At 68.4% G+C, this 26,064-nt stretch carries 24 protein-coding genes; 22 read left to right on the top strand and 2 right to left on the bottom strand.

Translation table 11 applies throughout. The annotated features are described in order from the left end of the window. Positions 1 to 36 precede the first annotated feature (36 nt). From N5K27_RS20430 to N5K27_RS20365, 14 genes are all read left to right on the top strand, one after another. Positions 37 to 1,884, top strand: a complete 1,848-nt coding sequence (locus N5K27_RS20430) for a DUF2207 domain-containing protein (protein WP_087841232.1) — start codon at positions 37 to 39, stop codon at positions 1,882 to 1,884. A gap of 26 nt (positions 1,885 to 1,910) precedes the next feature. Continuing rightward, positions 1,911 to 2,678, top strand: coding sequence for a type I methionyl aminopeptidase (gene map / locus N5K27_RS20425; protein ID WP_087841233.1), 768 nt, complete (start codon positions 1,911 to 1,913; stop codon positions 2,676 to 2,678). A gap of 113 nt (positions 2,679 to 2,791) precedes the next feature. Then, positions 2,792 to 4,117: a bifunctional tetrahydrofolate synthase/dihydrofolate synthase gene (gene folC / locus N5K27_RS20420; protein WP_087841234.1), complete on the top strand. Its 1,326-nt coding sequence runs from the start codon at positions 2,792 to 2,794 to the stop codon at positions 4,115 to 4,117. Between the two features lie 60 nt (positions 4,118 to 4,177). Next, positions 4,178 to 4,990, top strand: coding sequence for an SPOR domain-containing protein (locus N5K27_RS20415; RefSeq protein WP_279818410.1), 813 nt, complete (start codon positions 4,178 to 4,180; stop codon positions 4,988 to 4,990). Continuing rightward, complete coding sequence (locus tag N5K27_RS20410; RefSeq protein ID WP_087841236.1) at positions 4,987 to 5,475, top strand: CvpA family protein; 489 nt, start codon at positions 4,987 to 4,989, stop codon at positions 5,473 to 5,475. The genes N5K27_RS20415 and N5K27_RS20410 overlap by 4 nt, the downstream gene beginning before the upstream one ends. A gap of 29 nt (positions 5,476 to 5,504) precedes the next feature. Then, a complete protein-coding gene (gene purF / locus N5K27_RS20405; protein ID WP_279818408.1) occupies positions 5,505 to 7,025 on the top strand; it encodes an amidophosphoribosyltransferase in 1,521 nt (506 codons plus the stop codon). A gap of 281 nt (positions 7,026 to 7,306) precedes the next feature. Then, on the top strand, positions 7,307 to 9,040 hold the full coding sequence (locus tag N5K27_RS20400; RefSeq protein ID WP_087841238.1) for a nitrite/sulfite reductase: 1,734 nt from the start codon (positions 7,307 to 7,309) through the stop codon (positions 9,038 to 9,040). Continuing rightward, entirely contained in the window at positions 9,033 to 9,551 is a 519-nt protein-coding gene (locus N5K27_RS20395; protein WP_087841239.1) for a DUF934 domain-containing protein, read from the top strand. Before N5K27_RS20400 ends, N5K27_RS20395 begins: the two co-directional genes overlap by 8 nt. A gap of 3 nt (positions 9,552 to 9,554) precedes the next feature. Continuing rightward, complete coding sequence (gene cobA, locus N5K27_RS20390) at positions 9,555 to 10,316, top strand: uroporphyrinogen-III C-methyltransferase (protein WP_087841240.1); 762 nt, start codon at positions 9,555 to 9,557, stop codon at positions 10,314 to 10,316. A 24-nt stretch (positions 10,317 to 10,340) separates the two neighbouring features. Continuing rightward, positions 10,341 to 11,048, top strand: coding sequence for a MarC family protein (locus N5K27_RS20385; protein ID WP_087841241.1), 708 nt, complete (start codon positions 10,341 to 10,343; stop codon positions 11,046 to 11,048). 21 nt (positions 11,049 to 11,069) lie between these two features. Beyond that, a complete protein-coding gene (locus N5K27_RS20380; protein WP_087841242.1) occupies positions 11,070 to 11,585 on the top strand; it encodes a disulfide bond formation protein B in 516 nt (171 codons plus the stop codon). Positions 11,586 to 11,594: 9 nt separating this feature from the next. Then, the gene (locus N5K27_RS20375; RefSeq protein WP_087841243.1) at positions 11,595 to 12,731 is read left to right on the top strand and encodes an enoyl-CoA hydratase/isomerase family protein; all 1,137 of its coding nucleotides are present in this window, start codon (positions 11,595 to 11,597) and stop codon (positions 12,729 to 12,731) included. A gap of 19 nt (positions 12,732 to 12,750) precedes the next feature. Beyond that, positions 12,751 to 13,440: a YafY family protein gene (locus tag N5K27_RS20370; RefSeq protein WP_279818405.1), complete on the top strand. Its 690-nt coding sequence runs from the start codon at positions 12,751 to 12,753 to the stop codon at positions 13,438 to 13,440. A gap of 64 nt (positions 13,441 to 13,504) precedes the next feature. Then, positions 13,505 to 13,879: a VOC family protein gene (locus N5K27_RS20365; RefSeq protein WP_279818403.1), complete on the top strand. Its 375-nt coding sequence runs from the start codon at positions 13,505 to 13,507 to the stop codon at positions 13,877 to 13,879. Between the two features lie 4 nt (positions 13,880 to 13,883). Here the strand turns inward: N5K27_RS20365 and N5K27_RS20360 are convergent, their stop codons facing one another. Continuing rightward, entirely contained in the window at positions 13,884 to 15,602 is a 1,719-nt protein-coding gene (locus tag N5K27_RS20360; RefSeq protein WP_338618761.1) for a CocE/NonD family hydrolase, read from the bottom strand. A 22-nt stretch (positions 15,603 to 15,624) separates the two neighbouring features. Next, a complete protein-coding gene (locus N5K27_RS20355; protein ID WP_165963265.1) occupies positions 15,625 to 16,611 on the bottom strand; it encodes a tripartite tricarboxylate transporter substrate binding protein in 987 nt (328 codons plus the stop codon). A 257-nt stretch (positions 16,612 to 16,868) separates the two neighbouring features. Here N5K27_RS20355 and N5K27_RS20350 point away from each other — a divergent pair, with 257 nt between their 5' ends. From N5K27_RS20350 to N5K27_RS20315, 8 genes are all read left to right on the top strand, one after another. Then, positions 16,869 to 17,711: a p-hydroxycinnamoyl CoA hydratase/lyase gene (locus N5K27_RS20350; RefSeq protein ID WP_279818401.1), complete on the top strand. Its 843-nt coding sequence runs from the start codon at positions 16,869 to 16,871 to the stop codon at positions 17,709 to 17,711. Positions 17,712 to 17,732: 21 nt separating this feature from the next. Continuing rightward, entirely contained in the window at positions 17,733 to 19,853 is a 2,121-nt protein-coding gene (locus N5K27_RS20345) for an acetate--CoA ligase family protein (RefSeq protein ID WP_087841249.1), read from the top strand. A 30-nt stretch (positions 19,854 to 19,883) separates the two neighbouring features. Continuing rightward, positions 19,884 to 21,047, top strand: coding sequence for an acyl-CoA dehydrogenase family protein (locus N5K27_RS20340; protein WP_087841250.1), 1,164 nt, complete (start codon positions 19,884 to 19,886; stop codon positions 21,045 to 21,047). A 141-nt stretch (positions 21,048 to 21,188) separates the two neighbouring features. Beyond that, positions 21,189 to 21,980 (top strand): xanthine dehydrogenase family protein subunit M, encoded by a 792-nt coding sequence (locus N5K27_RS20335; RefSeq protein WP_279818398.1) that lies wholly within the window; start codon positions 21,189 to 21,191, stop codon positions 21,978 to 21,980. A gap of 43 nt (positions 21,981 to 22,023) precedes the next feature. Continuing rightward, positions 22,024 to 22,479 (top strand): carbon monoxide dehydrogenase subunit G, encoded by a 456-nt coding sequence (locus tag N5K27_RS20330; RefSeq protein WP_279818396.1) that lies wholly within the window; start codon positions 22,024 to 22,026, stop codon positions 22,477 to 22,479. Beyond that, positions 22,476 to 22,973 (top strand): (2Fe-2S)-binding protein, encoded by a 498-nt coding sequence (locus N5K27_RS20325; protein WP_279818394.1) that lies wholly within the window; start codon positions 22,476 to 22,478, stop codon positions 22,971 to 22,973. The genes N5K27_RS20330 and N5K27_RS20325 overlap by 4 nt, the downstream gene beginning before the upstream one ends. Continuing rightward, the gene (locus tag N5K27_RS20320; protein ID WP_279818392.1) at positions 22,966 to 25,326 is read left to right on the top strand and encodes a xanthine dehydrogenase family protein molybdopterin-binding subunit; all 2,361 of its coding nucleotides are present in this window, start codon (positions 22,966 to 22,968) and stop codon (positions 25,324 to 25,326) included. The genes N5K27_RS20325 and N5K27_RS20320 overlap by 8 nt, the downstream gene beginning before the upstream one ends. Continuing rightward, entirely contained in the window at positions 25,323 to 26,057 is a 735-nt protein-coding gene (locus tag N5K27_RS20315; RefSeq protein WP_087841255.1) for an enoyl-CoA hydratase/isomerase family protein, read from the top strand. The genes N5K27_RS20320 and N5K27_RS20315 overlap by 4 nt, the downstream gene beginning before the upstream one ends. Positions 26,058 to 26,064 lie beyond the last annotated feature (7 nt).

The raw sequence follows: 26,064 nt of genomic DNA, 5'->3' as shown, positions 1-26,064 counted from the left end.
GCCGCTTCCTCGATCCGCCCGGTGACGAGGCCGGGCATGAGATCCTGTCTGCTGGCCCTGTGCTGGCTGTTCGTCCTGGCCGGGCCGGCGCGCGCGGACGAACGCATCCTCGAATTCTTCAGCGACATCAAGGTCGAGCGCAGCGGTGACCTCCTGGTGACCGAGAACCTGCGCGTACGCTCCGAAGGCAAGCAGATCAAGTACGGATTGCAGCGGGATTTCGCGCGCTTGTACCGGCGCGCCGATGGCAGCCGCGCGGCCGCCGGTCTGGACGTCGTCTCGGTGCGGCGCGACGGCCGGGCCGAACCGTTCGTTTCGTCGCGCCTGCGGGACGGCGTGCGGATCTCCACCGGCCGTCCGGACGTGGTGTTCCGTCCCGGCGAATACCAGTACACCCTGGTGTATCGCGTCACGCGGCAGTTGCAGGCGGCCGGCGCCGAGGACAGGCTGGCCTGGGACGTGACGGGCACGGATTGGTCCCTGCCCATCGACCGGGTGCGTGTGCGGGTCGTGCTGCCGTCGGACGAACCGGTCCGGCAGGCCGCGGTGGCCGGCGGCGCCGGCGCGCCGGGGCGGGTGCAGGAAAAGGAGGCCGGACGCGTGGTGTTCGTCTCCACGCGCGTGCTGGAGCCAGGCCAGAACATGACGGTCGAACTCGGTTGGCCGGCGGGCGAGGTGCGGCGGCCCGGGCCGCTCAAGGCCTGGTGGTACGGTGTGCAGGACCACGCCGAGTTCTGGGTCGCCGGCGTCGGGCTCGCGCTGCTGCTGCTTTATTACCTGGCCGCCGCCACGCAGGCGTGGCGGCTGGGGCGGCATGACAGGACGCCGCAGGCCGATCCGCCGGAAGGCCTGTCCGCGCCCGCGCTGCGCTACGTATACCGCAAGGGCTATGACCGCTGGGCCTTCCTGTCCGGCATGATGGAATTGCTGGCCCGCCGTTCGGTGCAGGTGCTGGAGCGGGCGGACGGACGCTATCTCGAGCGCCTTCCCAACCAGACCGGCAGCGATGCGCGCCACGATCCGCTGCTCAACGCCATGCTGGGCCGTTTTTTCGCGGGCGGCCGCACCCTGCTGCGCCTGGACGGACTGTACCGGCGCTGCTACGACGAAGCGCAAGGCGGCCAGCGTGAATGGCTGGACGAGGCCTATGCCCGCTCGCTGTTCGTGGTCTACGGCGATCGCGCGCGCAAGGGGGCCTATCTCTGGATCGCCATGACGGTGGCCCTGGTCGGACTCGCCATCGTCCGCGAGGGCAATCCGCTGTCGTGGGCCGCCTGGGGCATCCTGCTGCCGCTGCCCGCGGTGCCGGCCTGGTTCGCGGTCTATGCGCAGTGGCGGGCCGGGGCGACCAGCCTGGCGAGCCGCACGGTGCTGAGCGTGCTGGGACTGCTGTGCCTGGCGGGCGGGCTCGCGGTGCTGGCTACGCACGTGGAGTCGGCCAGGCTGCTGCTGATCGGGCTGGCGCCGCTGGCCTCGCTGGTGCTGGTGTGCGCGGGCTTTCTCGGCCTGCGCGGCTATACCGCGCAAGGGCGGGCCCTGCGGGCCCGGATAGACGGCTTCCGCAGGTTCCTCGCCCGTCCGCCGGTCCTTGCGCCGGCCGATGCGGAAAGCGCGCTCGCCCGCTACGAACGTTACCTGCCGCATGCGCTGGCCCTGGGCGTGGATCGCCGCTGGGCGGCCGCGCATGCGGCGCAGGCGCGAAGCGCGGCCTCTGCCGCGCGGGTGGACATGCAGGCCCGCTATGGCGGCCTCCACGACCCGCTGGCCCGGCCGCGCGCGGTGATGCGCACGCTGGACCGCTGGGCCGCCAAGGCCTCGCCGGTTCGCGCCCCGCGCACCGCGCGCGGCGGGGATGCGGAAGAGGCCGGCGAAGGCCGGCGGTAAAATCGGGCAAACACGGAGTTCCCCGCATGGCAATCACCCTCAAGTCCCCGCAGGAAATCGAAGCGATGCGCGTGGCGGGCGGCATGGCGGCCGAGGTCCTGGAGATGATAGGCGAGTATGTCCAGCCGGGCGTCTCGACCGAAGAACTCGACCGCCGCTGCTACGAATACATCACCCAGGTCCAGAAGGCCATTCCCGCCAACGTCGGCTACCACGGCTTTCCCAAGACGCTGTGCACGTCCATCAACGGCGTGGTCTGCCACGGCATACCCAAGCCCGAGGACGTGCTGCGCGACGGCGACATCATCAACATCGACGTCACCGTGATCCGGGACGGCTGGCACGGCGACACGAGCCGCATGTTCTACGCCGGCACGCCGTCGCCGGAGGCCGAGCGCCTGGTCAACGTCACGCTGGAAAGCATGCTGCGCGGCATCGCCGCGGTGCGGCCGGGCGCGACGCTGGGCGACGTGGGCGCGGCCATCCAGACCTATGCCGAAGATGCCGGGTTCTCGGTGGTGCGCGATTTCTGCGGGCACGGCATCGGCCGCAAGTACCACGAGGCGCCCCAGGTACTGCACTACGGCCGGCCGAACAGCGGCCTGCGCCTGAAGAAGGGGATGGTGTTCACCATCGAGCCCATGCTCAACGCCGGGCGCCACGAGGTACAGGTGCTGGACGACGACTGGACCGTGGTGACCGTGGACGGTTCGTGGTCCGCGCAGTGGGAGCACATGGTGGCCGTGACGGACGACGGCTACGATATCCTGACCGCCTGGCCGAACCGCCGCTGAGATTTCCGTTCTGTCCGTGGCCCGCAGCGCCGGGCCATGCCGTTCCCGCCGCCGCGTCCGTATCGGCGCGGCGCGTGTTTCCCAGTCATCCTCTTGTCCTGCCGGTCGTATCCATGCCGTCTTCCGCTTCCGCTTCACGCCCCGACGCCCACAGCCCCCTGGCGCAGTGGCTGGCCTATCTCGAATCCATCCACAGCCGGCCGATAGACATGGGCCTGGACCGCGTGCGCGAGGTGGCCGGGCGCCTGGGGCTGGCCCTGGATGCGGTCACCATCGTGGTGGGGGGCACCAACGGCAAGGGCTCGACCTGCGCCATGCTCGAGGCCATGCTGCTGAGCGCCGGGTACAAGGTCGGGCTCTACACCTCGCCGCACCTGCTGGATTTCAACGAACGGGCGCGCGTGAACGGCGAACCCGCCAGCGACGCCGCGCTGACCGAGCAGTTCGCCGCCGTGGACGCGGCCCGTGGCGATACGTCGCTGACTTATTTCGAACTGACCACGCTCGCCATCCTGCGTCTGTTCGCGCAGTCGGGGCTGGACGCGGTCATCCTGGAAGTCGGGCTGGGCGGCCGCCTGGACGCGGTCAACATCGTCGACGCGGACTGCGCCATCGTGACGAGCGTCGACCTGGACCATGTCGAGTGGCTGGGCGACGACCGCGAGAAGATCGGCTGGGAGAAAGCCCACATCTACCGCCCCGGCAAGCCCGCCATCTGCGCCGATCCCATGCCGCCGCAATCGCTGGTGGACTACGCCGGGAGCATAGGCGCCGACCTCTGGCGCTTCGGGCGCGACTACAACTACGCGGGCGACAAGCAGCAATGGAACTATGGCGGCCGCCACCAGCGCCGCAACGCGCTGGCCTATCCGGCGCTGCGCGGCGCCAACCAGTTGCTGAACGCTTCGGCGGCGCTGGCCGCGCTCGAGGCCCTGCACGACCGGCTGCCGGTGCCCCAGCAGGCGGTGCGGCTGGGCCTGTTGCAGGTGCAATTGCCCGGCCGCTTCCAGATCCTGCCCGGGCAGCCCACGGTGATCCTGGACGTGGCGCACAACCCCCACGCCGCCGCCGTGCTGGCCGACAACCTCGACAACATGGGGTTTTATCCGTACACCTATGCGGTGTTCGGGATGCTGGGCGACAAGGACATCGACGGTGTCATCGCCAAGCTGGGCGACCGCGTCGACCATTGGTATTGCGCCGGCCTGCCCGGGCCGCGCGGGCTGGGCGGCGAGGAACTGGCCGCGCGCCTGCGGGCCCGAGGCGTCAAGGAAGACAAGGACTCGTCGATCCAGGCCTACGCCGACCCCGCCGCGGCCTATGCGGCGGCGCGGGAAAGGATGGGCGAGGGTGATAGAATCCTGGTCTTCGGATCTTTCCTTACCGTGGCAGGCGTGTTGGCGTCGATGCGTGCGGCCAGGCCCGCCCGCGCGGTCTGAGCCGGAGCCCCCTCAGGGGGCGGCGCAAGACCCTGCCGCCCGTTTCAGCCGGACGTATCAATGGGATTGCTCGAGCGCAAGAAGAAGGCGGCCACGACCACGGCCAAATCCAGCCGCGCCGGCTATGCAGCCGGGGCCGATTCGCAGGATCCCGCCCAGGAAGCGCGCCGCCGCGCCAGGCGCCGCCTGGTAGGCGCCATCGCCCTGGTCCTGGCGGCGGTCGTCGTGCTGCCCATGGTGCTCGATTCCGAGCCGCCCATGCTGCCGGACGACATCCCCATCCAGATTCCCGACCGCAACCTGGCCACGCCCGAACCGGTGGCCAAGGCGCCGGCACCCGAGGCGCCCGCCGCGCCGCCTCCGGCCGAGACGCCCGCGCCGCAGCCCAAGCCGGAGCCCAAGCCGGAGCCCAAGCCGGAGCCCGCGGCGCCCCCCGCGCCCAAGCCGGAGCCTCCGAAGCCCGAGGCGCCCAAGCCCGAGCCGGCGAAGCCGCTGGCCCAGCCCGAACCTCCCAAGCCCGCGCCGCCCAAGCCGGCGCCCAGCGACACGGCCCGCGCCGATGCCGCGCGCGCCGAGGCTGCCCGGGCCCGCGCCTTGCTGGAAGGCGGCACGTCCGCCCCGGCGGCGCCCAAGCCCGACAGCAAGGGCAGTTTCGCGGTGCAGATCGCGGCGTTTTCCACCGAGGAGCGCGCCAACGACATGCGCGACCGGCTCAGCGCCGCAGGCATCAAGAGTTTCACCGAGCGCGTGAAGACCGGCAAGGGCGACGTGTTCCGCGTCCGGGTCGGTCCCTTCGCCTCGCGCGAGGCGGCCGATGCCGCCCGGGCGCGTGTCAGCTCGGCCGGTTTCAGTAGTTCCATCGTGCCGCTGTGACCAGTTTCGACTACGGCGTCCTGCTGATCCTGGGCGCGTCGGTGGTGATCGGCCTGTTCCGCGGCCTGGTGAAGGAAGTCCTGTCGTTGATCGCCTATGTCGCCGCATTCGTGGTGGCGGTGCGCTACGGACCGCTGGCCTACGAGTGGCTGGCGGCGTATATCGAGAATTCGGGCCTGCGCGCGATCGTGGCCTACGCGGGCGTGTTCATTGCCGTGCTGCTGGCGGTAGGCCTGGTCAACGTGGCGCTGGGGCTGCTGCTCAAGGCCACCGGCTTGTCGCTGGCCGATCGCGGCCTGGGTGCCGTGTTCGGCCTGGTGCGCGGCGTGGTCATCGTGATGGTCCTGGTGGTGGCGGCGGGATTCACGCCCTTGCCCAAGGAGCCGTGGTGGACCGGAGCCGTCCTGTCTCCCTATGCGGAAGAGGGCGTGCGGGCGGTCAAGCCGTATGTGCCGGAACAGTTCGCGGACTGGATCCGCTATTAAGAAGTTTGTGCTGCTGATAAGAGGCTCTCATGTGTGGAATCGTCGGTGTCGTCTCGCACGCGCCGGTTAATCAGTTGCTCTACGACAGTCTGCTGCTGCTGCAGCATCGCGGTCAGGATGCGGCGGGCATCGCCACGTCCCAGGGCAATACCTTCAATATGTACAAGGCGCATGGCCTGGTCCGCGACGTCTTCCGTACGCGCAACATGCGTTCGCTGCCCGGAAACTCGGGCATCGGCCAGGTCCGCTACCCGACCGCCGGTTCCAGCTCCAGCGCGGAAGAAGCCCAGCCGTTCTACGTCAACGCGCCGTTCGGCATCACCTTCGCCCACAACGGCAACCTGACCAACTGGGAGTCGCTGCGCGAGGAGCTGTTCCGCGTCGACCGCCGCCACATGAACACCAATTCCGATTCGGAAGTGCTGCTCAATGTGCTGGCGCACGAGCTGCAGCGCGCCTCGAACGGCGTGTCGCTGGACGAGGACGCCATCTTCCGGGCCGTGTCGGCGGTGCACAAGCGCGTGCGCGGCGCCTATGCGGTGGTGGCCGAGATCGCCGGCTACGGCATGCTGGCCTTCCGCGACCCCTACGGCATCCGGCCCCTGTGCCTGGGCAAGGTCGAGACCGAGGGCGGCGTCGAGTGGATGGTGGCCTCGGAGTCGGTCACGCTCGAAGGCATGGGCTTCAAGTTCGAGCGCGACGTGGCGCCCGGCGAAGCCGTGTTCATCGACCTGAACGGCCGCTTTACCTCGCGCCAGTGCGCGGACAACCCGCAACTGAGCCCCTGCATCTTCGAATACGTCTATTTCGCGCGGCCCGATTCGCTGATGGACGGCGTGTCGGTGTACAGCGCGCGCCTGCGCATGGGCGAATACCTGGCGGACAAGGTTGCCCGCAACCTGCGCCTGGGCGACGTCGACGTGGTGATGCCGATTCCCGACTCGGCCCGGCCGGCGGCGATGCAGCTGGCCGCGCGGCTGAACCTGGACTACCGCGAGGGGTTCATCAAGAACCGCTATGTCGGCCGTACCTTCATCATGCCCGGCCAGGCGGTGCGCAAGAAGTCCGTGCGCCAGAAGCTCAACGCCATGAGCGAGGAGTTCAAGGGCAAGAACGTGCTGATCGTGGACGACTCCATCGTCCGCGGCACCACCAGCGGCGAGATCGTCGAGATGGCCCGCGCGGCGGGGGCCAACAAGGTGTTCTTCGCGTCGGCGGCGCCTCCGGTGCGCTTCCCGAACGTGTACGGCATCGACATGCCCACCCGCAGCGAACTGATCGCCCATGGCCGCTCCGACGAGGAGATCGCCCGGGTGATCGGCGCCGACGCGCTGATCTACCAGGACCTGGCCGCCATGCGCCAGGCAGTCAGCGACATGAATCCGGCGCTGACCCGGTTCGAGTCGTCGTGCTTCGACGGGCATTACGTGACGGGCGACGTGACGCCGGAGTACCTGGACCACATCGAGCGCATGCGCAAGAGCCGTGGCGAGGAAAGCGGGGCCGGCGGCCTGCGCGTCAACATGGGCTCCGCCGCGAACGAAATGTGACCCCACCCCTACGCCCGCCCCCTGAAGGGGGCGGCGCTGGCGGACCGGCAAAGCCGGATCCGCGGCGCCCTGGGCCGATATGAGCGGAGGTTTTTGCCTCCGCTTTTTTTTAGATCTTTTTCTGTATATGCACATTACGAACCGGTCGTTTTATTCATAAGCCGGTCTTTGTAAGCTGCAAGCCTGGGTGCGCGCCCGCGCGGGATACGCATGCCCGCTCCGGCCCGAAGCGTCGGCGCGCTCCGCCCATCGCCAATCGGCCACATCTAGAGGCTTGCTGCATGTACCAGTATCAACCCGTCGATCAGTTGCTGGTCGATCAACGCGTCGCCCAGTTCCGTGACCAGACGCGGCGTTTCCTGAACGGGCAACTCAGCGAAGACGACTTTCGCACGCTGCGCCTGCAGAACGGCCTGTATATCCAGCGCCACGCGCCCATGCTGCGGATCGCCGTGCCCTACGGCATGCTGGCCTCGCGCCAGCTCCGCACGCTGGCATACATCGCGCGCAAGTGGGACCGCGGCTACGGGCATTTCAGCACCCGGCAGAACATGCAGTTCAACTGGCCCAAGCTGGAAGACGTGCCCGACATCCTGGCCGAACTGGCCAAGGTGCAGATGCACTCGATCCAGACCAGCGGCAACGACATCCGCAACACGACCACGGACCAGTTCGCCGGCGTCGCGCCGGACGAGATCGTCAATCCCCTGGTCTGGTGCGAACTGATTCGGCAGTGGTCCACCTTCCATCCCGAGTTCGCGTTCCTGCCCCGCAAGTTCAAGATCGCGGTCAGCGGCGCGGTCACCGACCGGGCCGCGGTGGGCGTGCACGACATCGGCCTGCAGGCGGTCGAGCAGGACGGCGAGATCGGTTTTCGCGTCTGGGCGGGCGGCGGCCTGGGGCGCACGCCGCTGGTGGGGCAACTGATCAACCCGTACGTGCCCTGGCAGCACCTTCTGACCTATCTGCAGGCCATCCTGCGGGTCTACAACCTGCATGGCCGGCGCGACAACAAGTTCAAGGCGCGCATCAAGATCCTGGTCAAGGAATTGACGCCGCAGGTGTTCGCCGAAGAGGTCGAACGCGAATGGCAGCATCTGAAGGACGGCCCGGAGACGGTCACCGCCGAGCGGATCCAGGCCATCGCCGAGCGCTTCACGGCGACGCCTTATGCCGCCGACCCGGGCCCGGACACGTCGGCCCAGCACGCCGGCAATGACCCGCGCTTCGCGCGCTGGCTGCGGCGCAATACCCATCACCACAAGGTCCACGGCTATGCCGCCGTGACGCTGTCGCTCAAGCGCACGGGCGTGCCGCCGGGCGACATCACCGCCGACCAGATGGACGCGGTGGCCGACCTGGCCGACCGCTACAGCTTCGGCGAGATGCGCGTCTCGCACGAGCAGAACCTGGTGTTCACCGACGTGGCGCGAAGCCAGCTCTACGAACTGTGGAAGGAGCTCGACCAGCTGGGCCTGGCCACGCCCAACATCGGTTTCCTGACCAACATCATCGCCTGCCCGGGCGGCGACTTCTGTGCGCTGGCCAACGCGGTGTCGATACCGGTGGCCGAGGCGATCCAGCGCCGCTTCGACGACCTCGACTACCTGCACGAGATCGGCGAACTGGACCTGAACATCTCCGGCTGCATCAATTCCTGCGGGCATCACCACGTGGGCCACATCGGCATCCTGGGCGTGGACAAGGCCGGCGAGGAGTGGTACCAGGTCACGCTGGGCGGCCGCCAGAGCGGGGCCGCCAAGCCGCTGCCGGACATCGAATCCATGCGGGGCGCCGGCGCGGCGATCGGCCGCGTCATCGGCCCGTCGTTCGCGCGCGAGGAAGTGGCCGACGTGGTCGCCACGCTGGTGGAGACCTACATCGACCTGCGCGACAGCGACGCCGAGCGCTTCATCGACGTGGTCGAGCGCGTGGGCATCGATCCCTTCAAGACCCGCGTCTACGCCGAGCGCCAGCAGGCCAAGGCGGCCCAGGTGGAGGCCGCTCATGTCTGAGTCGCAGCAAGCCGCCACGCTGATCCGGCACCGCAACCTGGAGGTCGACACCTGGAAGCGTTTCGAGCCCACCGAGACCCGGCCGCTGCCGGCCGATGACGAGGACTGGCTCGTGCCGCTGTCCGTGTGGCGGTCGGCGCGCGCCGAGCTGCGCGGACGCCGCCGGCCCGTGGGGGTGCTGCTGGGGCCCGCCGACGATCCCGCCGAGCTGGCCGAGGAGGGCAGGATAGACCCGACCGGACTGGCGCTGATCGCGGTCGATTTTCCCATCTACACCGATGGCCGGGGCTATTCCATCGCCTACCTGCTGCGTACGCGGCTGGGCTGGCAGGGGGAGCTGCGAGCCGTGGGCGACGTGATGATAGACACCGTCCACTACCAGGCCCGCTCAGGTTTCGACAGCTTCGCGATCAAGCCCGGCCACGATCCCGAGCAGGCCCTGCGGGCTTTCGGCACCTTCACGGCCGCCTACCAGCAAAGCTATCCGGTTCCCGCCGCGCGGCAGGGTTGATCCATGGGCAAAGTCTATCTGGTGGGCGCGGGCCCTGGCGCGGCGGACTTGCTGACCGTGCGCGCGGCCCGGTTGCTGCAGCAGGCCGACGTGGTCTTCCATGACGCGCTGGTGGACGGCGAGGTGCTGGCGCTGGCCCCCCGGGCCCAACTCGTGGCCGTGGGCAAGCGCTGCGGGCAGTTGTCCACGGTGCAGCAGTTCATCAACCGCCAACTGGTCGATGCCGCCCGCCGGCATGCCTGCGTGGTGCGGCTCAAGGGGGGCGACCCCATGCTGTTCGGGCGCGCGCAAGAGGAGATCGCCGCCCTGGCCAAGGCGGGCATCGAGGTCGAGGTGGTGCCCGGCATCAGCGCGGCCTTCGGCGCCAGTTCGGCGCTGGGCCTGTCGCTGACGCGCCGCGGCCTGAGCCGCAGCGTCGTGTTCCTGACGCCCGCCGTGGGCAGCGGCGAGCGTCCCCACGCCTGGGCGGACGCCGCCCGGGGCGCCGATACCGTGGTGCTGTACATGGCCAGCCGCCAAGCCGAGGCGATCGCCCAGGGGCTGATGGCCACCGGCATGCCGCCGGGACGTCCGGCGGTGCTGGTCGAGAATGCCAGCCTGCCGGCCCAGCGCGTGCTGCCGACCACGCTGGGGCGCCTGCCCGAGGCCGCGCAGCAGCTGGGCACGGGTCCGGCGCTCATCATGGTGGGCGAGATCTACGCCGAACTGCTCGAGCAGGCCGCGGGCCGCCTGGAAGCGGAAACGAGGCGGACGGCTGCGGCCTGACTTCATTTCTCTTACACTTCGGTCATGTTGATCGAAGACTACGGACTCGCGCTGGGCAAGAGTTTCCTGTTTTCCCTGGCGACACTGCTCCCCATCCTGAATCCCACGGCGACGGCACCGATATTCCTGTCCCTGACCGAGGGCGCTTCCCCCGGCGTGCGGGAGGTGCTCGCGGCCCGCATCGCCCGCAACGTTCTCCTGCTGCTGTTCGCGGCGATGCTGATCGGGTCCATCGTGCTCGATTTCTTCGGCATCTCGCTGGCCATCGTCCGCGTGGGCGGGGGGCTGCTGGTGGTCGCGAGCGCCTGGCGCCTGCTCAACTCCAGCGATGGCGGCGCGGAGCGCTCGGCCCGCCTGGCCGAGGGTTTCACCGTTGAAATGGCCAACCGCCGGGCCTTCTATCCCCTGACGTTCCCCATCGCCTGCGGTCCGGGCTCCATCGCCGCGGCCATCACCGTGGGGGCGAGCCTGCACGATCACGCCTCGCTGTTCATCAGCGGCACCCGCATCGCCGGCGCGGTGCTGGGGCTGTCGCTGGTGGCGGCATCGGTGCTGCTGTGTTTCCGTTATGCCCAGCAGTTGCTGCGTCTGCTGGGCGATACGGGAACTGTCGTGTTCCTGCGCTTGTCAGCATTCATTCTGCTTTGCCTCGGGGTCCAGATCGTATGGGATGGGGCCTCCGAACTGCTCCTGAGCGTACTGCGCCAGGTCCCGCTGCACCCACCTACCTGAGAGCCCTCGCGGCCTTTATCCATGAAAACCGTACTCGTTGATCGCCTGCTCGCATTCGCCGCCATCGCCAGCCTGGGAGCCGTGGCGGTCGCGCTGGTGTCGCAGCACGTCTTCGACATGCAGCCCTGCGCCTGGTGCGTGCTGCAACGCCTGATCTATCTCGCGATTGCGGTATTCGCAGTGCTGGGGCTGGTTCTTCGCCGGCTGGCGGCGGCGCAGAAGGCCTGCGCCGGCATCGTGGCGGTGCTGGCGCTGGCCGGCGTCGCCACCGCCATCTACCAGCACAACGTGGCGTCCCAGCTGATGAGCTGCGACCAGACCTTCGCCGACCGCTTCATGACGGGCTCGGGCCTGGATGGGGCGCTGCCCGCGGTGTTCGGCATCTATGCGACCTGCGCCGACGCGGCGGTGGACCTGCTGGGCGTACGATACGAGATATGGAGCGTGCTGCTGTTCGCGGTGCTGGCCGTGGCAGGCATTGCCGCCCTGATGCTGCGCCGGCGTCCGCGATCGCTGTTCGCGGGCGGCGCCCAATAGGAGTCCGTCATGCAGGCCCGCGCCACGCCTCCGGTCCACTTCCGTGAAATCTCCGCCGGCGGAGGGCGGCGCCTGGGCGTGGCCACGCTCGATGCGCAGGCCACGCTCAATGCCCTGTCGCTGGAAATGGCCGAAAGCCTGGCGGCGCAGCTCGATGCCTGGGCCGCAGATCCGGCCATCGCGGTCGTGGTGCTGGAAGGGGAAGGGCGCGCGCTATGCGCCGGCGGCGACCTGCGAAGCGTGTACCGCGAGATGCTCGAACACCGGGGCGACGGTCCGCCGCGCCGCATCGCCCGTTTCTTCGAGCGCGAATACGGCCTGAACCACGCGATCCATGTCTATCCCAAGCCGCTGCTGTGCTGGGGCAACGGCATCGTCATGGGCGGGGGCATGGGCCTGCTGATGGGCGCGAGCCACCGCGTCGTCACGGAAACGTCGCGCCTGGCCATGCCCGAGATCGTCATCGGCCTGTTTCCCGACGTGGGCATGTCCTGGGCCCTGAACCGCATGCCGGGCAAGTCGGGCCTGTTCCTGGGGCTGACCGGCGCGACGCTGCAAGCCGCCGACGCGCTGTTCGCCGGCTGGGCCGACTACCACATCGCCCATGCCCGCAAGCAGCAGGTGCTGGATGCGCTGGCCAGGCAGGCCTGGGCCGGCGATCGCCGCACCGACGACCTCCTGCTGCACGACGTGCTCGATGCCTGCCACGCCGCCCCGGATCCGGCGGAAGGCCCGTTGCGGCGCAATCTGGATGCCGTGGCGGCGCTGTGCCGGGCACCGGCGCTGGACGACGTCATCGGCGCCATCCTGCAATACGACGGCGGGGACCCGTGGCTGGAGGGGGCGCGCGATGCCCTGGCCAAGGGCGCGCCGAGCACCGCGCGGCTGGCCTGGGAACTGCAGCATCGCACGCGCCATATGTCGCTGGCCCAGGTCTTCCAGCTGGAGTACCAGGTCGCCCTGTGGTGCTGTACCCGCGGCGACTTCCAGGAAGGCATCCGGGCCTTGCTGATCGACAAGGACCGCCGTCCCGCCTGGAAGGCCACCCATGGGACCGAGGTCGGGGCCGCCTGGGCCGACCGGGCCTTCCGCGACATGGCCGCGGATTTTCCCGTGCCGGCTTCGTTGCGGGCCCTGGCCGGATAGCGGCCGCGAGCCTGCCGCCGTGTCCCGGTCCGAGCGCCTGTTCGCCTTGCTCCAGGCCCTGCGGCGCCGCAGGCGGCCGGTCAGCGGGCGGCTGCTGGCCGAGGAGCTGGGCGTCAGCCTGCGTACGCTCTATCGCGACATCGCCAGCCTGCAGGCCCAGGGTGCCCAGATCGAGGGCGAGCCCGGCCTGGGCTACGTGCTGAAACCGGGTTTCCTGCTGCCTCCCATGATGTTCTCGGAAGAAGAGATCGAGGCCCTGGTGCTGGGGTCGCGATGGGTGGCCCGCCGCACCGACGGACCGCTGGCCTGGGCGGCCCGCAATGCCCTGGCCAAGATCGCCGCCGTCCTGCCCGACGAGCTGCGCCACGGCCTGGATACGTCCGCGCTGCTGGTGGGGCCGGCGTCCGCCCAGGAGCGGGTGGACCTGTCCGAGATCCGCCGTGCGATCCGTGCCGAACACAAGCTCGACATCGTCTACCGCGACGGCGATGGCGCCGCCTCGCATCGCCTCATCTGGCCGTTCGGCCTGGGGTTCTTCGAGCAGTCGCGCGTGGTGCTGGGCTGGTGCGAACTGCGCCAGGATTTCCGCCATTTCCGGACCGACCGCATCCAGGCCATGACCGCCACGGACCAGCGCTACCCGCGCCGGCGCCAGGCCTTGCTGAAGGCATGGCGCGAGAAAGAGGGCATTCCTCCACAGGAAGTTTGATGCTGCCAGAAATTGGCAGCATGGGTCGCTATCCTGGACACGTCTACCAACCAGGAGCGACTTCATGGACCATCCCAACTTCGTCATTCTCTACGTCGACCAACCCGAGGCCAGCGGCCGGTTCTATGCGGACCTGCTGGGCGCCCGCCCGATCGAATCCTCGCCCACCTTCGTGCTGTTCGCGCTGGATACCGGCCTGATGCTCGGCCTGTGGTCGCGGCACACCGTCGAGCCGCCGGCCGGCGCGCCGGCCGGCGGCAGCGAACTCGTCTTGCGCATGGACAGCTACGAGGCGGTCGACGCGCGCTGCGCGGACTGGACGGCGCGCGGCATTTCGCTGCTCATGCCTCCCACGACCCTGGAGTTCGGCCGCTCCTTCGTCGCGCGGGATCCGGACGGGCATCGGTTGCGCGTGTTCGCCCCCGAAGCGGCACGATAGCCTGTCAGTCGCTGGCGGGGATGATGGGCAGCGTCAGATAGGACGCCTGTTCCGGTCCGCTGTACACGGTGGTACGGCCCTGGAAATCCTCGCCGCCGCGATCCGCGGGGTCGGTATGGGTGAGCCGGCCCTTGATGCCTTCGAATTCGAAATCCCTGCCTTGTATCGTCAGGCGCAGGCGGTAGCCGCGCGGGATGACGATGGAGGTGGGCCAGATTTCGAGGTCGAGGGGATAGGCGGTACCGGGTTCGATCTTCTGGACCTCGTCGTGCGCATGGAAGATCCGGTAAGGCATGGACATCTGTTCGTCGACCTTGCGGTGCGAGGCGCGCAGCCATCCCCGGGTCAGCGGCGTCGGTTCGTGGGCGCCGTCGAAGACGATTTCCTTGCCGTCGGGATCGAAAAGCCGGAGGACGGCGAAGAGGTCGGCATCCCGGGTGGAGGAGGACACCCAGATGCGCAGCGGGATGAAGCCGGTGATCTCGGTCGTGGCTTCGAAGGGCGGGGTGGTGAAGTCCAGGTGCTCGTGCTGGGCCTGAAAGCCGGCGCTGGCGGCTTGGGCGGGAGCGGCGGTATCGAGGGTCGCGTTGCCCGGATGCAGGTAGAACCTGGTCCACCGGGTGCGCGCGAGCGGAAACTCGTGTTCGGCGCGGCGGATTTCGCCCTCTACGGTCCGGATGGACAGCAGGACGGGCGGGGTCTGGTCCCAGCCGTTGGGCAGGCCTTTCAGGAAGTGATCGAAGAATTGTTTTTGCAGCGCGATGTAGCGGGGCAGGTAGAAGCTTTCGTAGTGGGTGCCGATGTGCATCGACAGCCATTTCTGCGTGGAGCCGGCACGCAGGTAGCCTTCGATGTTGCCGCGCAGGTGGTTGCCGGGGCCTCCCCAGTTGCCGGCGGACAGGACGGGGACGGTGATGCGGGAAAGGTCGGGCGTGCGTTCCTTGTGCCAGGCGTCGCACAAGCCGTGCCGCGCCATTTCCGCGGGATAGTCGCTGCGGTTGGCGGCCAGCAGGGCTGCGCTCAGCGCGGGGCCGGTCGTGGGCTGGCCGTCGTCGCGGTCGCGATAGGGGGTATCGCCGTTGCCATGCTGGTTGGACAGCACCTGCTTGGGCCACCATGAGTTCAGGAAGCCGTTGCTGCGGATGCCGCCATGGTAGCCGTAGTCGCGGTAGTGGTCGGACCGGCCCTCCCAGGGCACGATGGCGGCCAGGTGCCTGGGACGCAGCGCGGCGACACGCCATTGGGTGGCGGCATAGTACGAGATGCCGATCAGGCCGACCTTGCCGTTGCTCCAGGATTGCGTGCCGGCCCACTCGATGGCGTCGCGGTAGTCCTGGATTTCGCGCGGCGACATGGGGTCGAGGTAGCCCGGCGACTTGCCGCTGCCGCGCGCGTCGACGTGGATGACGACGTAGCCGTCGGGCACCCACCGCTCGGGGTCCACGGTTTCCCAGCGCAGGTAGCGGCCAGTGGAGCCGTCCTGGCACAGGCCGGGATGCAGGCGCTGCAGTTTCTCCCATTGCGGCTTGAAGCCGTCGGCGAAGTGGACGTCCTTGCCGTATACCCCCTGGGCCATGACGACAGGGTAGCGCCCCGGTTCGGCGGGGCGGAAAACGTTCGCCTTCAGGACGATGCCGTCGTCCATCGGGATCTCGACGTCTTTTTCGAAGACGAGGGCATGGGGGGCGGCTCGATGCCGGGCTGGGGTGTTCGGTTCGGTCACGATCGGGTCTCCGCTTGCGTGGCTATTGTTTTTCGATCCTGGCGGCCTGCATGATGTCGGTGTAGGTCGCGGTTTCCTTGGCGAGGTAGTTCGCCATGTCCTGGGGCGACCCGCCCGCCACGTCCAGCCCCATGGAGGCAAGGCGCTCCTTGATCGCGGGCGAGGCCAGCGCGTCGTTGAAGGCGCGGTTCAGCTTGGCGACGATCTCGGGCGGCGTGCCCGCCGGGGCCAGCGCCCCCTGCCAGCCACCCTGGACTTCATAGCCGGCGACGCCGGCTTCCTCCATCGTCGGCACGTCGGGCAATTGCGGGAAACGCGTCGAGCCGGTCACGGCGATCGCGCGCAGCGTTCCGCTCTTGACCTGTTCGATCGCCGAGACCGGGTTGAGGAAGGCCAACTTCACTTCGCCGGACATGACCGCATTCATGGCGGGGGCGGCGCCCTTGTAGGGGACGTGTACCAGGTGGGTGCCCGCCTTGTAGTTGAAGTACTCGGCGACCAGGTGCATGGTGTTGCCGATGCCGGCCGAGCCGTAGGGGATGTTGGAGTTGGCCGGCTTGGCGAGCTTGACCAGGTCCTGCACGGTCTTGACCGGCAGGGAGGGCGTGACCACGAGTACCTGGCCGCGCGTCGATCCCACCAGCACGACGGGGACGAAATCCTTGGCGGTGTCGTAGGGCAGGGACTTGTACAGCAGGGGATTGATGACGTGCGAGCCGGTCGTGTAGAGCAGGGTATAGCCGTCGGCCGGCGCCTTGGCCACGAGCTCCGACGCGATGATGGAGTTGGCTCCCGCGCGGTTCTCCACGATGACCGCCTGCTTGAGCCGCTTGCCCATTTCCTGGGCGAGGATGCGCGACACGGTGTCGGGGTTGCCGCCGGGCGAAAAGGGCAGGATCAGCTTGATGGGACGGTCGGGAAACGTGTCGCCGCCGGCGGCGGGCGCGGCGATGGTCAGGGCTGCGAGGCAGGCTGTGGAAAGCCCAGCCAGAAAAACCGGGTTCTTCATGATGTGTTCCTCCTCCATGGCGGTATTCCCGACGGGATCGGGACGCGCCTCTTGTCGTTGTCGTTCAGGCGGTCTGGAAAAAAATCGATAAAACTCTCAATGAAAATTTTTGTCGATAAAATTATATGGATAAAAACAATATCGACGATCAAGGAAAACCCCGAGCCCTCATGAAATAAAAGAATGTTTCCTTATATAAAGTAATCTTATATAATGCCTCGTACGCAATTCATCCGGCATCCACGAGGAGACAAGCCATGAGCGCCAACCAGACCGCCGTCCAGTCCAACGACCAATCGCCCGTACTCGTCGATTTCGAAGACGGCATCGCATGGGTCACCTTGAACCGGCCCACGAAACGCAACGCCATCAACCCGGGCATCGTCTACAACATGGTCCGGGTGCTGGAGGAACTCGAGGCGGACGACCGCTGCAAGGTCCTGGTGCTGACCGGCGCGGGCGACGCGTTCTCGGCCGGCATGGATCTGCGCGAATACTTCCGCGGCACGGACAACGATCCCAAGGAACGCATCAAGCTGTACCGCGCCAACGCCCAGTGGCAATGGCGCCAGCTGCGCTTCTACGCCAAGCCCACCATCGCCATGGTCAACGGTTGGTGCTTCGGCGGCGCCTTCACGCCGCTGGTGTCCTGCGACCTGGCGATCGCCGCCGAGGAAGCCCAGTTCGGACTCTCCGAAATCAACTGGGGCATCATCCCCGCCGGCGTGGTCAGCCGCGCGGTGGCCTCGCTGGTGCGCGAACGCGAAGCCATGTACTACGTGATGACGGGCGAAACCTTCGACGGCCGCCGCGCCGCCGACATAGGCCTGGTCAACGAGGCCGTGCCGCGCGAGCGCCTGCGCGAGCGGACCCGTCAACTGGCCAAGGTCCTGATGGAAAAGAACCCCACCGTGCTGCGCACGGCCAAGATCGCCCATCGCATGGCGGCCGAAATGAGCTGGGAGCAGGCGACCGATTACCTGATGGCCAAGGTCGACCAGTCCACCTTCCACGATCCCGAGCGCGGCCGCGACAATGCCATGAAGCAATTCCTGGACGAGAAGTCGTTCAAGCCCGGCCTCGGCGCGTATCAGCGCTAAGACGGCACGAAGGGGTATCGCATGTCTTCATTCGCTCTGGACCGCCTGCTGCGGCCCAAGTCGATCGCCGTGGTCGGCGCTTCGCCCGAGCCGGGTTCGGTCAGCGGCCTGCTGTTGGCCAACCTGCAGCGCTTCGGCTATGCCGGGCAACTGCATCTGGTCAGCCGCAGCCGGGACGAAGTCAACGGCATCCGCTGTTTCAAGTCCATCGACGAACTGCCGGAAGGCGTGGACGTGGCCGTGCTGGTGGTGCCGCAGGTGGCGGTGGCCGATTCCGTCGCGGCCTGCGGGCGCCGGGGCGTGGGCGCGGCGGTGGTGTTCGCCTCGGGTTTTGCCGAAATGGGCGACGAAGGCCGGGCCGCGCAGGAGGCCATGGCCGCCATCGCGCACCGCCATGGCGTGGCGGTGCTGGGGCCCAACTGCCTGGGGTTCATCAATTTCGCGGATGCCGTCCCGCTGACCTTCGAGCCGGTGCAGCCGGCGCCGGTCCGCAGCGGTCCGCGCATAGGCATCGTGGCCCAGAGCGGCGCGATGAGCGGCAACCTGCGCCAGGCCTTCCTGGGGCGCGGGCTGGGGGTTTCGTTCTCGATCTCGACCGGCAACGAAGCGGTGCTGGGCGCCGAGGATTTCCTGTCCGCGCTGGTCGATGCGCCCGACGTCGACGCTTTTGCGGTGTTCGTCGAAATGCTGCGCAAGCCCGCCGAATTCCTGCGCGTGGCGAGCCGCGCGCGCGAGCTGGGCAAGCCCATCGTGCTGATGCACCCGGGCCGCAGCCAGCGCGCCCGCGAGGCGGCCAAGTCGCACACGGGCGCATTGGCGGGCGACCACCAGGTCATGCGCACGCTGGTCGAGCGCGAAGGCGTGGTGGTGGTCGACAGCATGGACGAAATGTTCGATGTGACGGCCATCCTGGCGCGCTACCCGCAGCCCGTGACCGAAGGCCGGGCCGCCGTGGCCTCGAACTCGGGCGCCCTGCGCGGACTGGCGCTGGATTTCTGCGAAGACATCGGCCTGCAACTGGCCGATTTCCAGCCCGCCACGATGCAGGCCTTGTCGCAGATCCTGCCGGACTTCATGGCGCCCGACAATCCGCTGGACCTGACGGCGATCGGCATGCAGAAACCTGAGATCTTCGGGCTGTCGGCGCGGGCCATCCTGGACGATCCCGGCGTGGGGAGCCTGATCATGCCGCTGATGGGCGGCTCGCCCGCGCAGCAGGTGGCCAAGGCGGATTCGCTGTTGCCGGTGATGCAGGCATCGCGCAAGCCGGTGTGCTTCGTCATCATGGGCGACAGCGGCCCGCTGGGCAGCGAATTCCTGGAGCGGGTCCATGCGAGCGGCATGCCGTTCCTGCGGTCGCCCGACCGCGCCATGCGTGCCATGGCCCACGTGCACCGCTACGGACGCCTGCACGCCGAGGCGGCCGAACGCAGCGGGGCGGAATCCGGCCTGCGCCGCGACGATCTTCAGCCGGGGCCGCTGGCCGAGTTCAAGGGCAAGCAATGGCTGCGCGAACTGGGCATCTCCACGCCACGGGGCGGGCTGGCCCGCACGCCGGCCGAAGCCGAGGCGCTGGCGCGCGAAATCGGCTATCCGGTGGTGCTCAAGGCCCAGGCCGACACGCTCATGCACAAGAGCGACGTGGGCGGCGTGGCGGTCAACCTGCGCGATGCCGCGGCGCTGGGCGATGCGTGGCAGCGCATCCAATCCTCGGTGGCCAGGCACTGCCCCGATATCGCGCTGGACGGCATGCTGGTCGAGGCCATGTCCAGCCCCGGCCTGGAACTGGTGGTGGGCGGGCGCCGCGATCCCAATTGGGGCGTGGTGACGCTGGTGGGGCTGGGCGGGATATGGATCGAGGCCTTGCACGACGTACGCCTTTTGCCGCCCGACCTGACCGAGGCGCAGATCATGCGTGAACTGCAGCGCCTGAAGGGCGCCAAACTACTGTCCGGCCTGCGCGGCGCGCCGCCGGTGGACGTGGCGGCGGTCGCGGCCGTGGTGCGGCGCCTGTCCGCGCTGATGCTGGCCAATCCCGGGATCGCGGAGATCGACATCAATCCGCTGATTGCCTTGCCCGCGGGCAAGGGCGTCGTGGCCCTGGACGCGCTGTTCGTCATGGACGCGGCGCCGGCGTCCTGAGGGCGCCGCGCTTGTACGGAGAGCAATCTTATGTCGTCATTCGATAGCGAGACCTTTCCTCAGTTGATGGACTCGGTCGAGCGCTTCATCCGCCAACGCCTGATGCCGCTGGAGCGGCAGGTGGAGGAAAAGGAGGAAGTGCCGCCCGAGGTCATCGAGGAAATGAAGCAAATGGGCCTGTTCGGCCTGGGGATTCCCGAGGCCTACGGCGGCTGCGAACTGGACCTGATGCAGGAATTGCAGGTGCAGATGGCCTTCAGCTATACCTCGCCGGCCTTCCGGCTGGTGTTCTGGCCCAACGTGGGCATAGGCAGCAAGGGCCTGGTGCTGGCCGGTACCGAGGAGCAGAAGCAGAAGTATCTGCCGGGCCTGGCCAGCGGCGAGCTGCGCGCGGCATTCTGCCTGACCGAACCCGACGCCGGTTCGGACGCGGCCAGCCTGAGGACGCGTGCCGAGCGCGACGGCGACATGCTGGTCATCAACGGCACCAAGCGTTTCATCACCAACGCCACGCGTGCCCACGTCTTCACCGTCATGGCGCGCACCGACCCGTCCCGTCCGGGCGCGGCCGGCATCAGCGCCATCCTGGTCGATCGGGATACGCCGGGGCTGCACATAGGCAAGTCCGAGAAGAAGCTGGGCCAGCGCGGCTCGCCCATCAGCGACGTGATCTTCGAGAACGTGCGGGTGCCGGTATCCAACGTGATAGGCGGGGAGCCCGCGCTGGGCCAGGGGTTCAGGACCGCCATGCAGGTGCTGGATCACGGCCGCATCAGCGTGGCGGCCTCGGGGCTGGGCATGGCGCGCCGGCTGATCGACGAGGCGGCGCGCTACGCCCTGCAGCGCAAGCAGTTCGGCCAGCCCATCTCCGAATTCCAGCTGGTGCAAGCCATGCTGGCCGATTCCGAAACCGAATACCTGGCCGGACACGCGCTGGTGATGCAGGCGGGCCAGGCCCTGGCGCGCGGAGAAGACGTGCGCAACCAGGCGGCGGCCGCCAAGTATTTCTGCTCGGAGGCGCTGTCGCGCATCGCCGACCGGGCCCTGCAGATCCACGGTGGCTCGGGCTACGTGGCCGATCACCACGTCGAACGCCTGTACCGCGATGCCCGGGCGCTGCGCATCTACGAAGGCACCTCCCAGGTCCTGCAACTGGTCATCGCCCGTACGATGCTCAAGCGCTACCAGGATTGAGCGCCATTTTCGACACTTATCGAAAATGTTTGTGAGGCCATCGCAAACCCGTGTTTCAGCCTTTGCGGTGTTTCTTCTACAGTTAGCGGGGATCAGGCGGCGCGGCATGTCGCGGCCGCCCACGATAATGACGGAGACGATGTGTACCCCCTGAGCTATGTGCGTCCGGCCACCTTGCAGGAAGCGCTGGACTGCCTGGCCCGCGAGCCCGAAGCCCGCCCCCTGTCGGGCGGCATGACCCTGGTGCCCACGCTCAAGCAGCGGCTGGCGGCGCCTTCGCACCTGGTTGACCTGACGCGCCTGCCGGAGCTGCAAGGCATCTCGCGCGACGGCGACATGCTGAAAATCGGTGCCGCCACGCGCCATGTACACGTGGCCGAATCGGCCCTGGTGGGCGAGACCATTCCGGGCCTGGCGGCCCTGGCCGGCCTGATCGCCGATCCGCAGGTGCGCAACCGCGGCACCATGGGCGGATCGGTGGCCAACAACGATCCCTCCGCCGACTATCCGGCCGCCGTGCTGGGGCTGGGGGCGACCGTGGTCAGCAGCGGCCGGCGCATCGCCGCCGACGATTTCTTTACCGGCATGTTCGAGACCGCGCTGGTCCCGGGCGAGATCATCGTGGGCTTCGAGTTTCCCATTCCTCGCCGCAGCGCCTATGCCAAGTATCGCCACAGGGCCACGGGCTACGCGGTAACGGGCGTGTTCATCGCCGATACCGCGCAGGGCGTGCGGGTGGCGGTGACCGGGGCCGGGCCCTGTGTTTTCCGCTGGCACGAGGCGGAGGCGGCGCTGACCGGCGGCGACGCCGGGGCGCTGGCCACGGTTTCCCTGGATGCCGATGAACTGAACGACGACCGCGCGGGCAGCGCCGCCTATCGCGCCAACCTGGTGCGGGTGATGGCGCGGCGCGCCTGGGCGCAATTATCTTGAATCGCGGACGGCCCGGAGCGAGGCCGAGCAAGGTGGAGAAGTCATGGAACTGAAAGGATCGCATACGTTGCGGGCGCCCCGCGAACGGGTATGGGAATACCTGAACACCCCGGAAATCCTGCAGGCATGCGTGCCCGGCTGCGAATCGTTCACCGCCGGAGCGGCGCAGGACGAGTACGCCGCCGTGGTGGTGGCCGCCATCGGCCCGGTGAAGGCGCGCTTCAAGGGGACCCTGAGCATCGCGGACAAGCGCCCGCAGCAGGGCTATCGCATCGTCGGCCAGGGCGACGGCGGCATCGCCGGCTTCGGGAAAATGGTGGCCGATGTCGAGCTGGCCGAAGACGGGGAGGGCACGGTGCTGACCTACGTGGCGCAGGCCCAGGTCGGCGGCAAGCTCGCGCAGATAGGCGCGCGGCTGGTGGGCTCGGTCGCCAACAAGATGGCGGCCGAGTTCTTCGAACGCTTCAGCGCCAAGGTGGAAGAGAAGGTCGCGCCATGAGTCGTGTGGAACTGCGCGTCAATGGCGTGGCGACGAGCCGCGAGGTGGATGACCGGACCCTGCTGGTGGAACTGCTGCGCGGCGAGCTGGGCCTGACCGGCACCCACGTCGGCTGCGACACCAGCCAGTGCGGCGCATGCACGGTCAAGCTCGACGGCGCCGCGGTCAAGTCGTGCACGGTGCTGGCCGCGCAGGCCAGCGGCGGCGAGGTGCTGACCGTGGAGGGATTGTCGACGCCGCAGCAGCTGGGCGAGGTGCCGGCGGCCTTCGTCGCCTGCCATGGCCTGCAATGCGGTTTCTGTACGCCGGGCATGATGATGGCGATCGACTACTACCTGGATACCGACGGCTCGCTGGACGACGAGCGCATCCATCGCGCCCTGGAAGGAAACATCTGCCGCTGCACCGGCTACGTCAACATCATCGAGGCGGTCAAGCACGCGGCTCGTGCCCGTGCCGAAGCGGGCAAGCCGGTCGGGAGGCAGCATGGATAGCCGATTGGTCGGCCAGCCGCGCCCGCGCGCCGAAGACCAGCGGCTGGTGCGGGGCCAGGGCCGCTATACCGACGACGTGAATCTGCCCGGCCAGGCCTACGGCGCATTCGTGCGGTCCACGCATGCCCATGCCATCATCCGCGGCATCGACATCGAGGCGGCGGCGCAGGCGCCCGGGGTGATCGCCGTGCTGCGCGGCCAGGATTACCTGGATGACGGCCTGCGCGGCATGGACCACATTCCCAATCCCGCCGATGCCATTGCCTTCAAGGAGCGCGCCTTCCAGCATTCGCTGACCGGCAGCATTTTCAATCAGCGGCATCTGCCCTTGGTGGTGGATCGCGTGCGCCACGTCGGCGAGCCGGTGGTGCTGGTGGTGGCCCGCAGCATGCGCGAGGCGCGCGATGCCTGCGAAATGGTGCAGATCGACTATGAGCCCTTGCCCGCCGTGGTGGACGCGGTGCAGGCAATGGAAGACGGGGCGCCGCAATTGTGGGACGGCGCTCCGCGCAATCTGTGCTTCCAGGCCCGGGTGGGCGATGAAGCCGCGGTGCGCGAAGCCTTTGCCCGCGCCCATTGCGTCGTGCGCCGGGAATTTCGCAACAGCCGCGTCGTCAATTGCCAGATGGAGCCGCGCTCGGCGCTGGGCAGCTTCGACGCCAGTTCCGGCGAATACCTGCTGATCTCGGGTAGCCAGGGCGTGACGCGCCAGCAGATGTGCATCGCCGATGCATTGGGGATATCCCCGGCGAAATTGCGGGTGGTGTCGCCTGACGTGGGCGGCGGCTTCGGTCCGCGCAGTTGCGTGAATCCCGATCAGCTTGCGGTGCTGTGGGCCGCGCGCCGCGTCGGGCAGCCGGTGAAATGGACCAGTGACCGCAACGAGGCCTTCCTGTCCGACTACCAGGGGCGCGACCAGATCATACGGGCGGCCATCGCATTCGATGCGCAAGGACGCATCCTGGGCATAGACAACGAGATCATCGGCAATATCGGCGCCCATACCGTGTCGTATGTGCCGCTGGCCAACGGCTCGCGCATCATGACCACGGTCTACCACGTGCCCGCGGCCACGGCGCTGCTGTCCGCGGTGCTCACGAACACGCCGCCAACCGGTCCTTATCGGGGCGCGGGCCGTCCGGAAGCCACGCATGTGATGGAACGCATGCTGGATATCGCCGCCGACGAGATGGGCATGGACCGCATCGAACTGCGCCGGCGCAATCTCATCCAGCCGGCGCAGATGCCGTATCGCAGTCCCATGGGGCTGACCTACGACAGCGGCAGCTTCGCCGCCAACATGGAGCGGGCCCTGGTGGTATCGCAGTGGAGCGAGGCGGAGCAGCGCAAGCGCGATGCGCGCGCGCGCGGCAAATTGCTGGGCACGGGGCTGGCCAATTATGTGGAGTCGCCGGTGGGCGCGCCGCGCGAGCGCATCGAGATCACCATAGGCACCGACGGCAGTGTCGACTTCGTGGTCGGCACGCAAAGCACGGGGCAAGGACACGAGACCAGCTTCGTCCAGGTGCTGGCCGACGAGCTGGGCGTGCCGTTCGAGGCCGTGACCATGCGCACCGGCGATTCACGCTTCGTCAAGGTGGGCGGCGGTTCGCATTCGGACCGTTCCATGCGCCTGGTGGGCCACCTGCTGGTGCAGGCCGGCGAGCGCCTGCGGTCCACGGCGCTGTCGGCCGCGGCATCGATGTGGGGCCTCCAGGTGCAGGACCTGTGCTACGAGGACGGCCGGGTGCGCGACCAGGCCGGGCAGCATGTGGCTGGCCTGGGCGAGATCGCGGCCCATATCGGGCGCGAAGGCATGCCCGGCAATCCGGAAGAGCGCCGTTTTTTCGCCGAGGCCGAGTTCAACGGCCGCATCGCCGCCCATTCCACGGGCACGGCGGTGTGCGAACTGGAGATCGATCCCGAGACCGGCGACGTGGAGATCGTGCGCTATACGTCCATCGACGACGTCGGACGCCCGATCAATCCGCTCATCGTCGAAGGCCAGGTGCATGGCGGCCTGGCGCAAGGCATAGGGCAGGCCTTTTTCGAGGACTACCATGTCGATCCGGAAAGCGGACAGATCTTCAGCGGTTCGTACATGGACTACGGCGTGGCGCGCGCGGGGGCGATTCCGCGGCGCTTCGACGTGGAGCTGACCGAAGACCGCACCCACGGCAACGCGCTGGGGGTGAAAGGCGGCGGAGAGAGCGGCATCACGCCTGCCACGGCCGCCATTTTCAACGCGCTGGCCGATGCGCTGCGCGGCATCACGCGCGAGGAACTGCCCATGCCGGCCACGCCCGCCGCGATCTGGTCGGCCATACAACGCGCACAAGGAGTACAGCCATGAGCGAGCCGGTATCGGTACGCAGCCATTCGGGCCTGCTGGATATCGTGTTGAACACCCCCGAGAACGGCAATCTCATGAGCGCAGAGATGGGCCGGCTGATCATCGATGCCGTCTCCAACCTGGACGAGCAGGTCCGTTTGATCCGCCTGTCGGGCGAGGGCGAGGATTTCTGCGCCGGGCGGGTCTCGCCCATGCCCAGGCCGGGCTCGACGCCGACCGGCGAGGCTCTGCGGCGCAATGTGGCGATGCCGGCGCTCGCGCTGTACGACGCGCTCAAGACGGCGCCGGTGCCGGTGCTGTCCGTCGTGCATGGCAAGGCCTATGGCGTCGGCTGCGCCCTGGCGGGCGTGTGCGACATCACGCTGGCCGCGGAAGACGCGAGCTTCCAGATTCCCGAGATGGAGCGCGACATTCCTCCTGCCCTGGTGATGTCGGCGCTGATCGGCCGGGTGCCGATGAAGACGATCGCGCGCATGGTGCTGACGCGGGACCTGGTGGGCGCCCGCGAGGCCTGGCAGGCCGGTTTGGCCAGCGAGGTCGTCCCGCGCGCCGAGCTGCGGTCGCGGGCCGACCGCATCGCGGCCACGATCCTGGAGTGCAGCCCGGTCACGGTGCGCGCGGTCAAGCAATTCATGGAGCTGGCGCCGGGACTGCCGGTAGGCACCTCCAGCAGCCTCGCCGGGCACCTGTCCGGCACCGCGCTATCGGCCAAGTTCGAGCGCCCGGCGTGACGACACG

It is taken from the genome of Pigmentiphaga sp. GD03639 (genome assembly GCF_029845405.1).
Classification (GTDB): Bacteria; Pseudomonadota; Gammaproteobacteria; order Burkholderiales; family Burkholderiaceae_B; genus Pigmentiphaga; species Pigmentiphaga daeguensis.
This window is presented reverse-complemented; position numbering and strand designations above follow the sequence as displayed.

Coding starts and splice junctions, on each gene's coding strand:
- N5K27_RS20345 (WP_087841249.1), top strand. CDS start 17,733: ATGTCTTCATTCGCTCTGGACCGCCTGCTGCGGCCCAAGTCGATCGCC.
- N5K27_RS20395 (WP_087841239.1), top strand. CDS start 9,033: ATGTCTGAGTCGCAGCAAGCCGCCACGCTGATCCGGCACCGCAACCTG.
- N5K27_RS20320 (WP_279818392.1), top strand. CDS start 22,966: ATGGATAGCCGATTGGTCGGCCAGCCGCGCCCGCGCGCCGAAGACCAG.
- N5K27_RS20340 (WP_087841250.1), top strand. CDS start 19,884: ATGTCGTCATTCGATAGCGAGACCTTTCCTCAGTTGATGGACTCGGTC.
- map (WP_087841233.1), top strand. CDS start 1,911: ATGGCAATCACCCTCAAGTCCCCGCAGGAAATCGAAGCGATGCGCGTG.
- folC (WP_087841234.1), top strand. CDS start 2,792: ATGCCGTCTTCCGCTTCCGCTTCACGCCCCGACGCCCACAGCCCCCTG.
- N5K27_RS20385 (WP_087841241.1), top strand. CDS start 10,341: ATGTTGATCGAAGACTACGGACTCGCGCTGGGCAAGAGTTTCCTGTTT.
- purF (WP_279818408.1), top strand. CDS start 5,505: ATGTGTGGAATCGTCGGTGTCGTCTCGCACGCGCCGGTTAATCAGTTG.
- N5K27_RS20350 (WP_279818401.1), top strand. CDS start 16,869: ATGAGCGCCAACCAGACCGCCGTCCAGTCCAACGACCAATCGCCCGTA.
- N5K27_RS20365 (WP_279818403.1), top strand. CDS start 13,505: ATGGACCATCCCAACTTCGTCATTCTCTACGTCGACCAACCCGAGGCC.
- N5K27_RS20355 (WP_165963265.1), bottom strand. CDS start 16,611: ATGAAGAACCCGGTTTTTCTGGCTGGGCTTTCCACAGCCTGCCTCGCA.
- N5K27_RS20315 (WP_087841255.1), top strand. CDS start 25,323: ATGAGCGAGCCGGTATCGGTACGCAGCCATTCGGGCCTGCTGGATATC.
- cobA (WP_087841240.1), top strand. CDS start 9,555: ATGGGCAAAGTCTATCTGGTGGGCGCGGGCCCTGGCGCGGCGGACTTG.
- N5K27_RS20400 (WP_087841238.1), top strand. CDS start 7,307: ATGTACCAGTATCAACCCGTCGATCAGTTGCTGGTCGATCAACGCGTC.
- N5K27_RS20430 (WP_087841232.1), top strand. CDS start 37: ATGAGATCCTGTCTGCTGGCCCTGTGCTGGCTGTTCGTCCTGGCCGGG.
- N5K27_RS20415 (WP_279818410.1), top strand. CDS start 4,178: ATGGGATTGCTCGAGCGCAAGAAGAAGGCGGCCACGACCACGGCCAAA.
- N5K27_RS20330 (WP_279818396.1), top strand. CDS start 22,024: ATGGAACTGAAAGGATCGCATACGTTGCGGGCGCCCCGCGAACGGGTA.
- N5K27_RS20375 (WP_087841243.1), top strand. CDS start 11,595: ATGCAGGCCCGCGCCACGCCTCCGGTCCACTTCCGTGAAATCTCCGCC.
- N5K27_RS20325 (WP_279818394.1), top strand. CDS start 22,476: ATGAGTCGTGTGGAACTGCGCGTCAATGGCGTGGCGACGAGCCGCGAG.
- N5K27_RS20380 (WP_087841242.1), top strand. CDS start 11,070: ATGAAAACCGTACTCGTTGATCGCCTGCTCGCATTCGCCGCCATCGCC.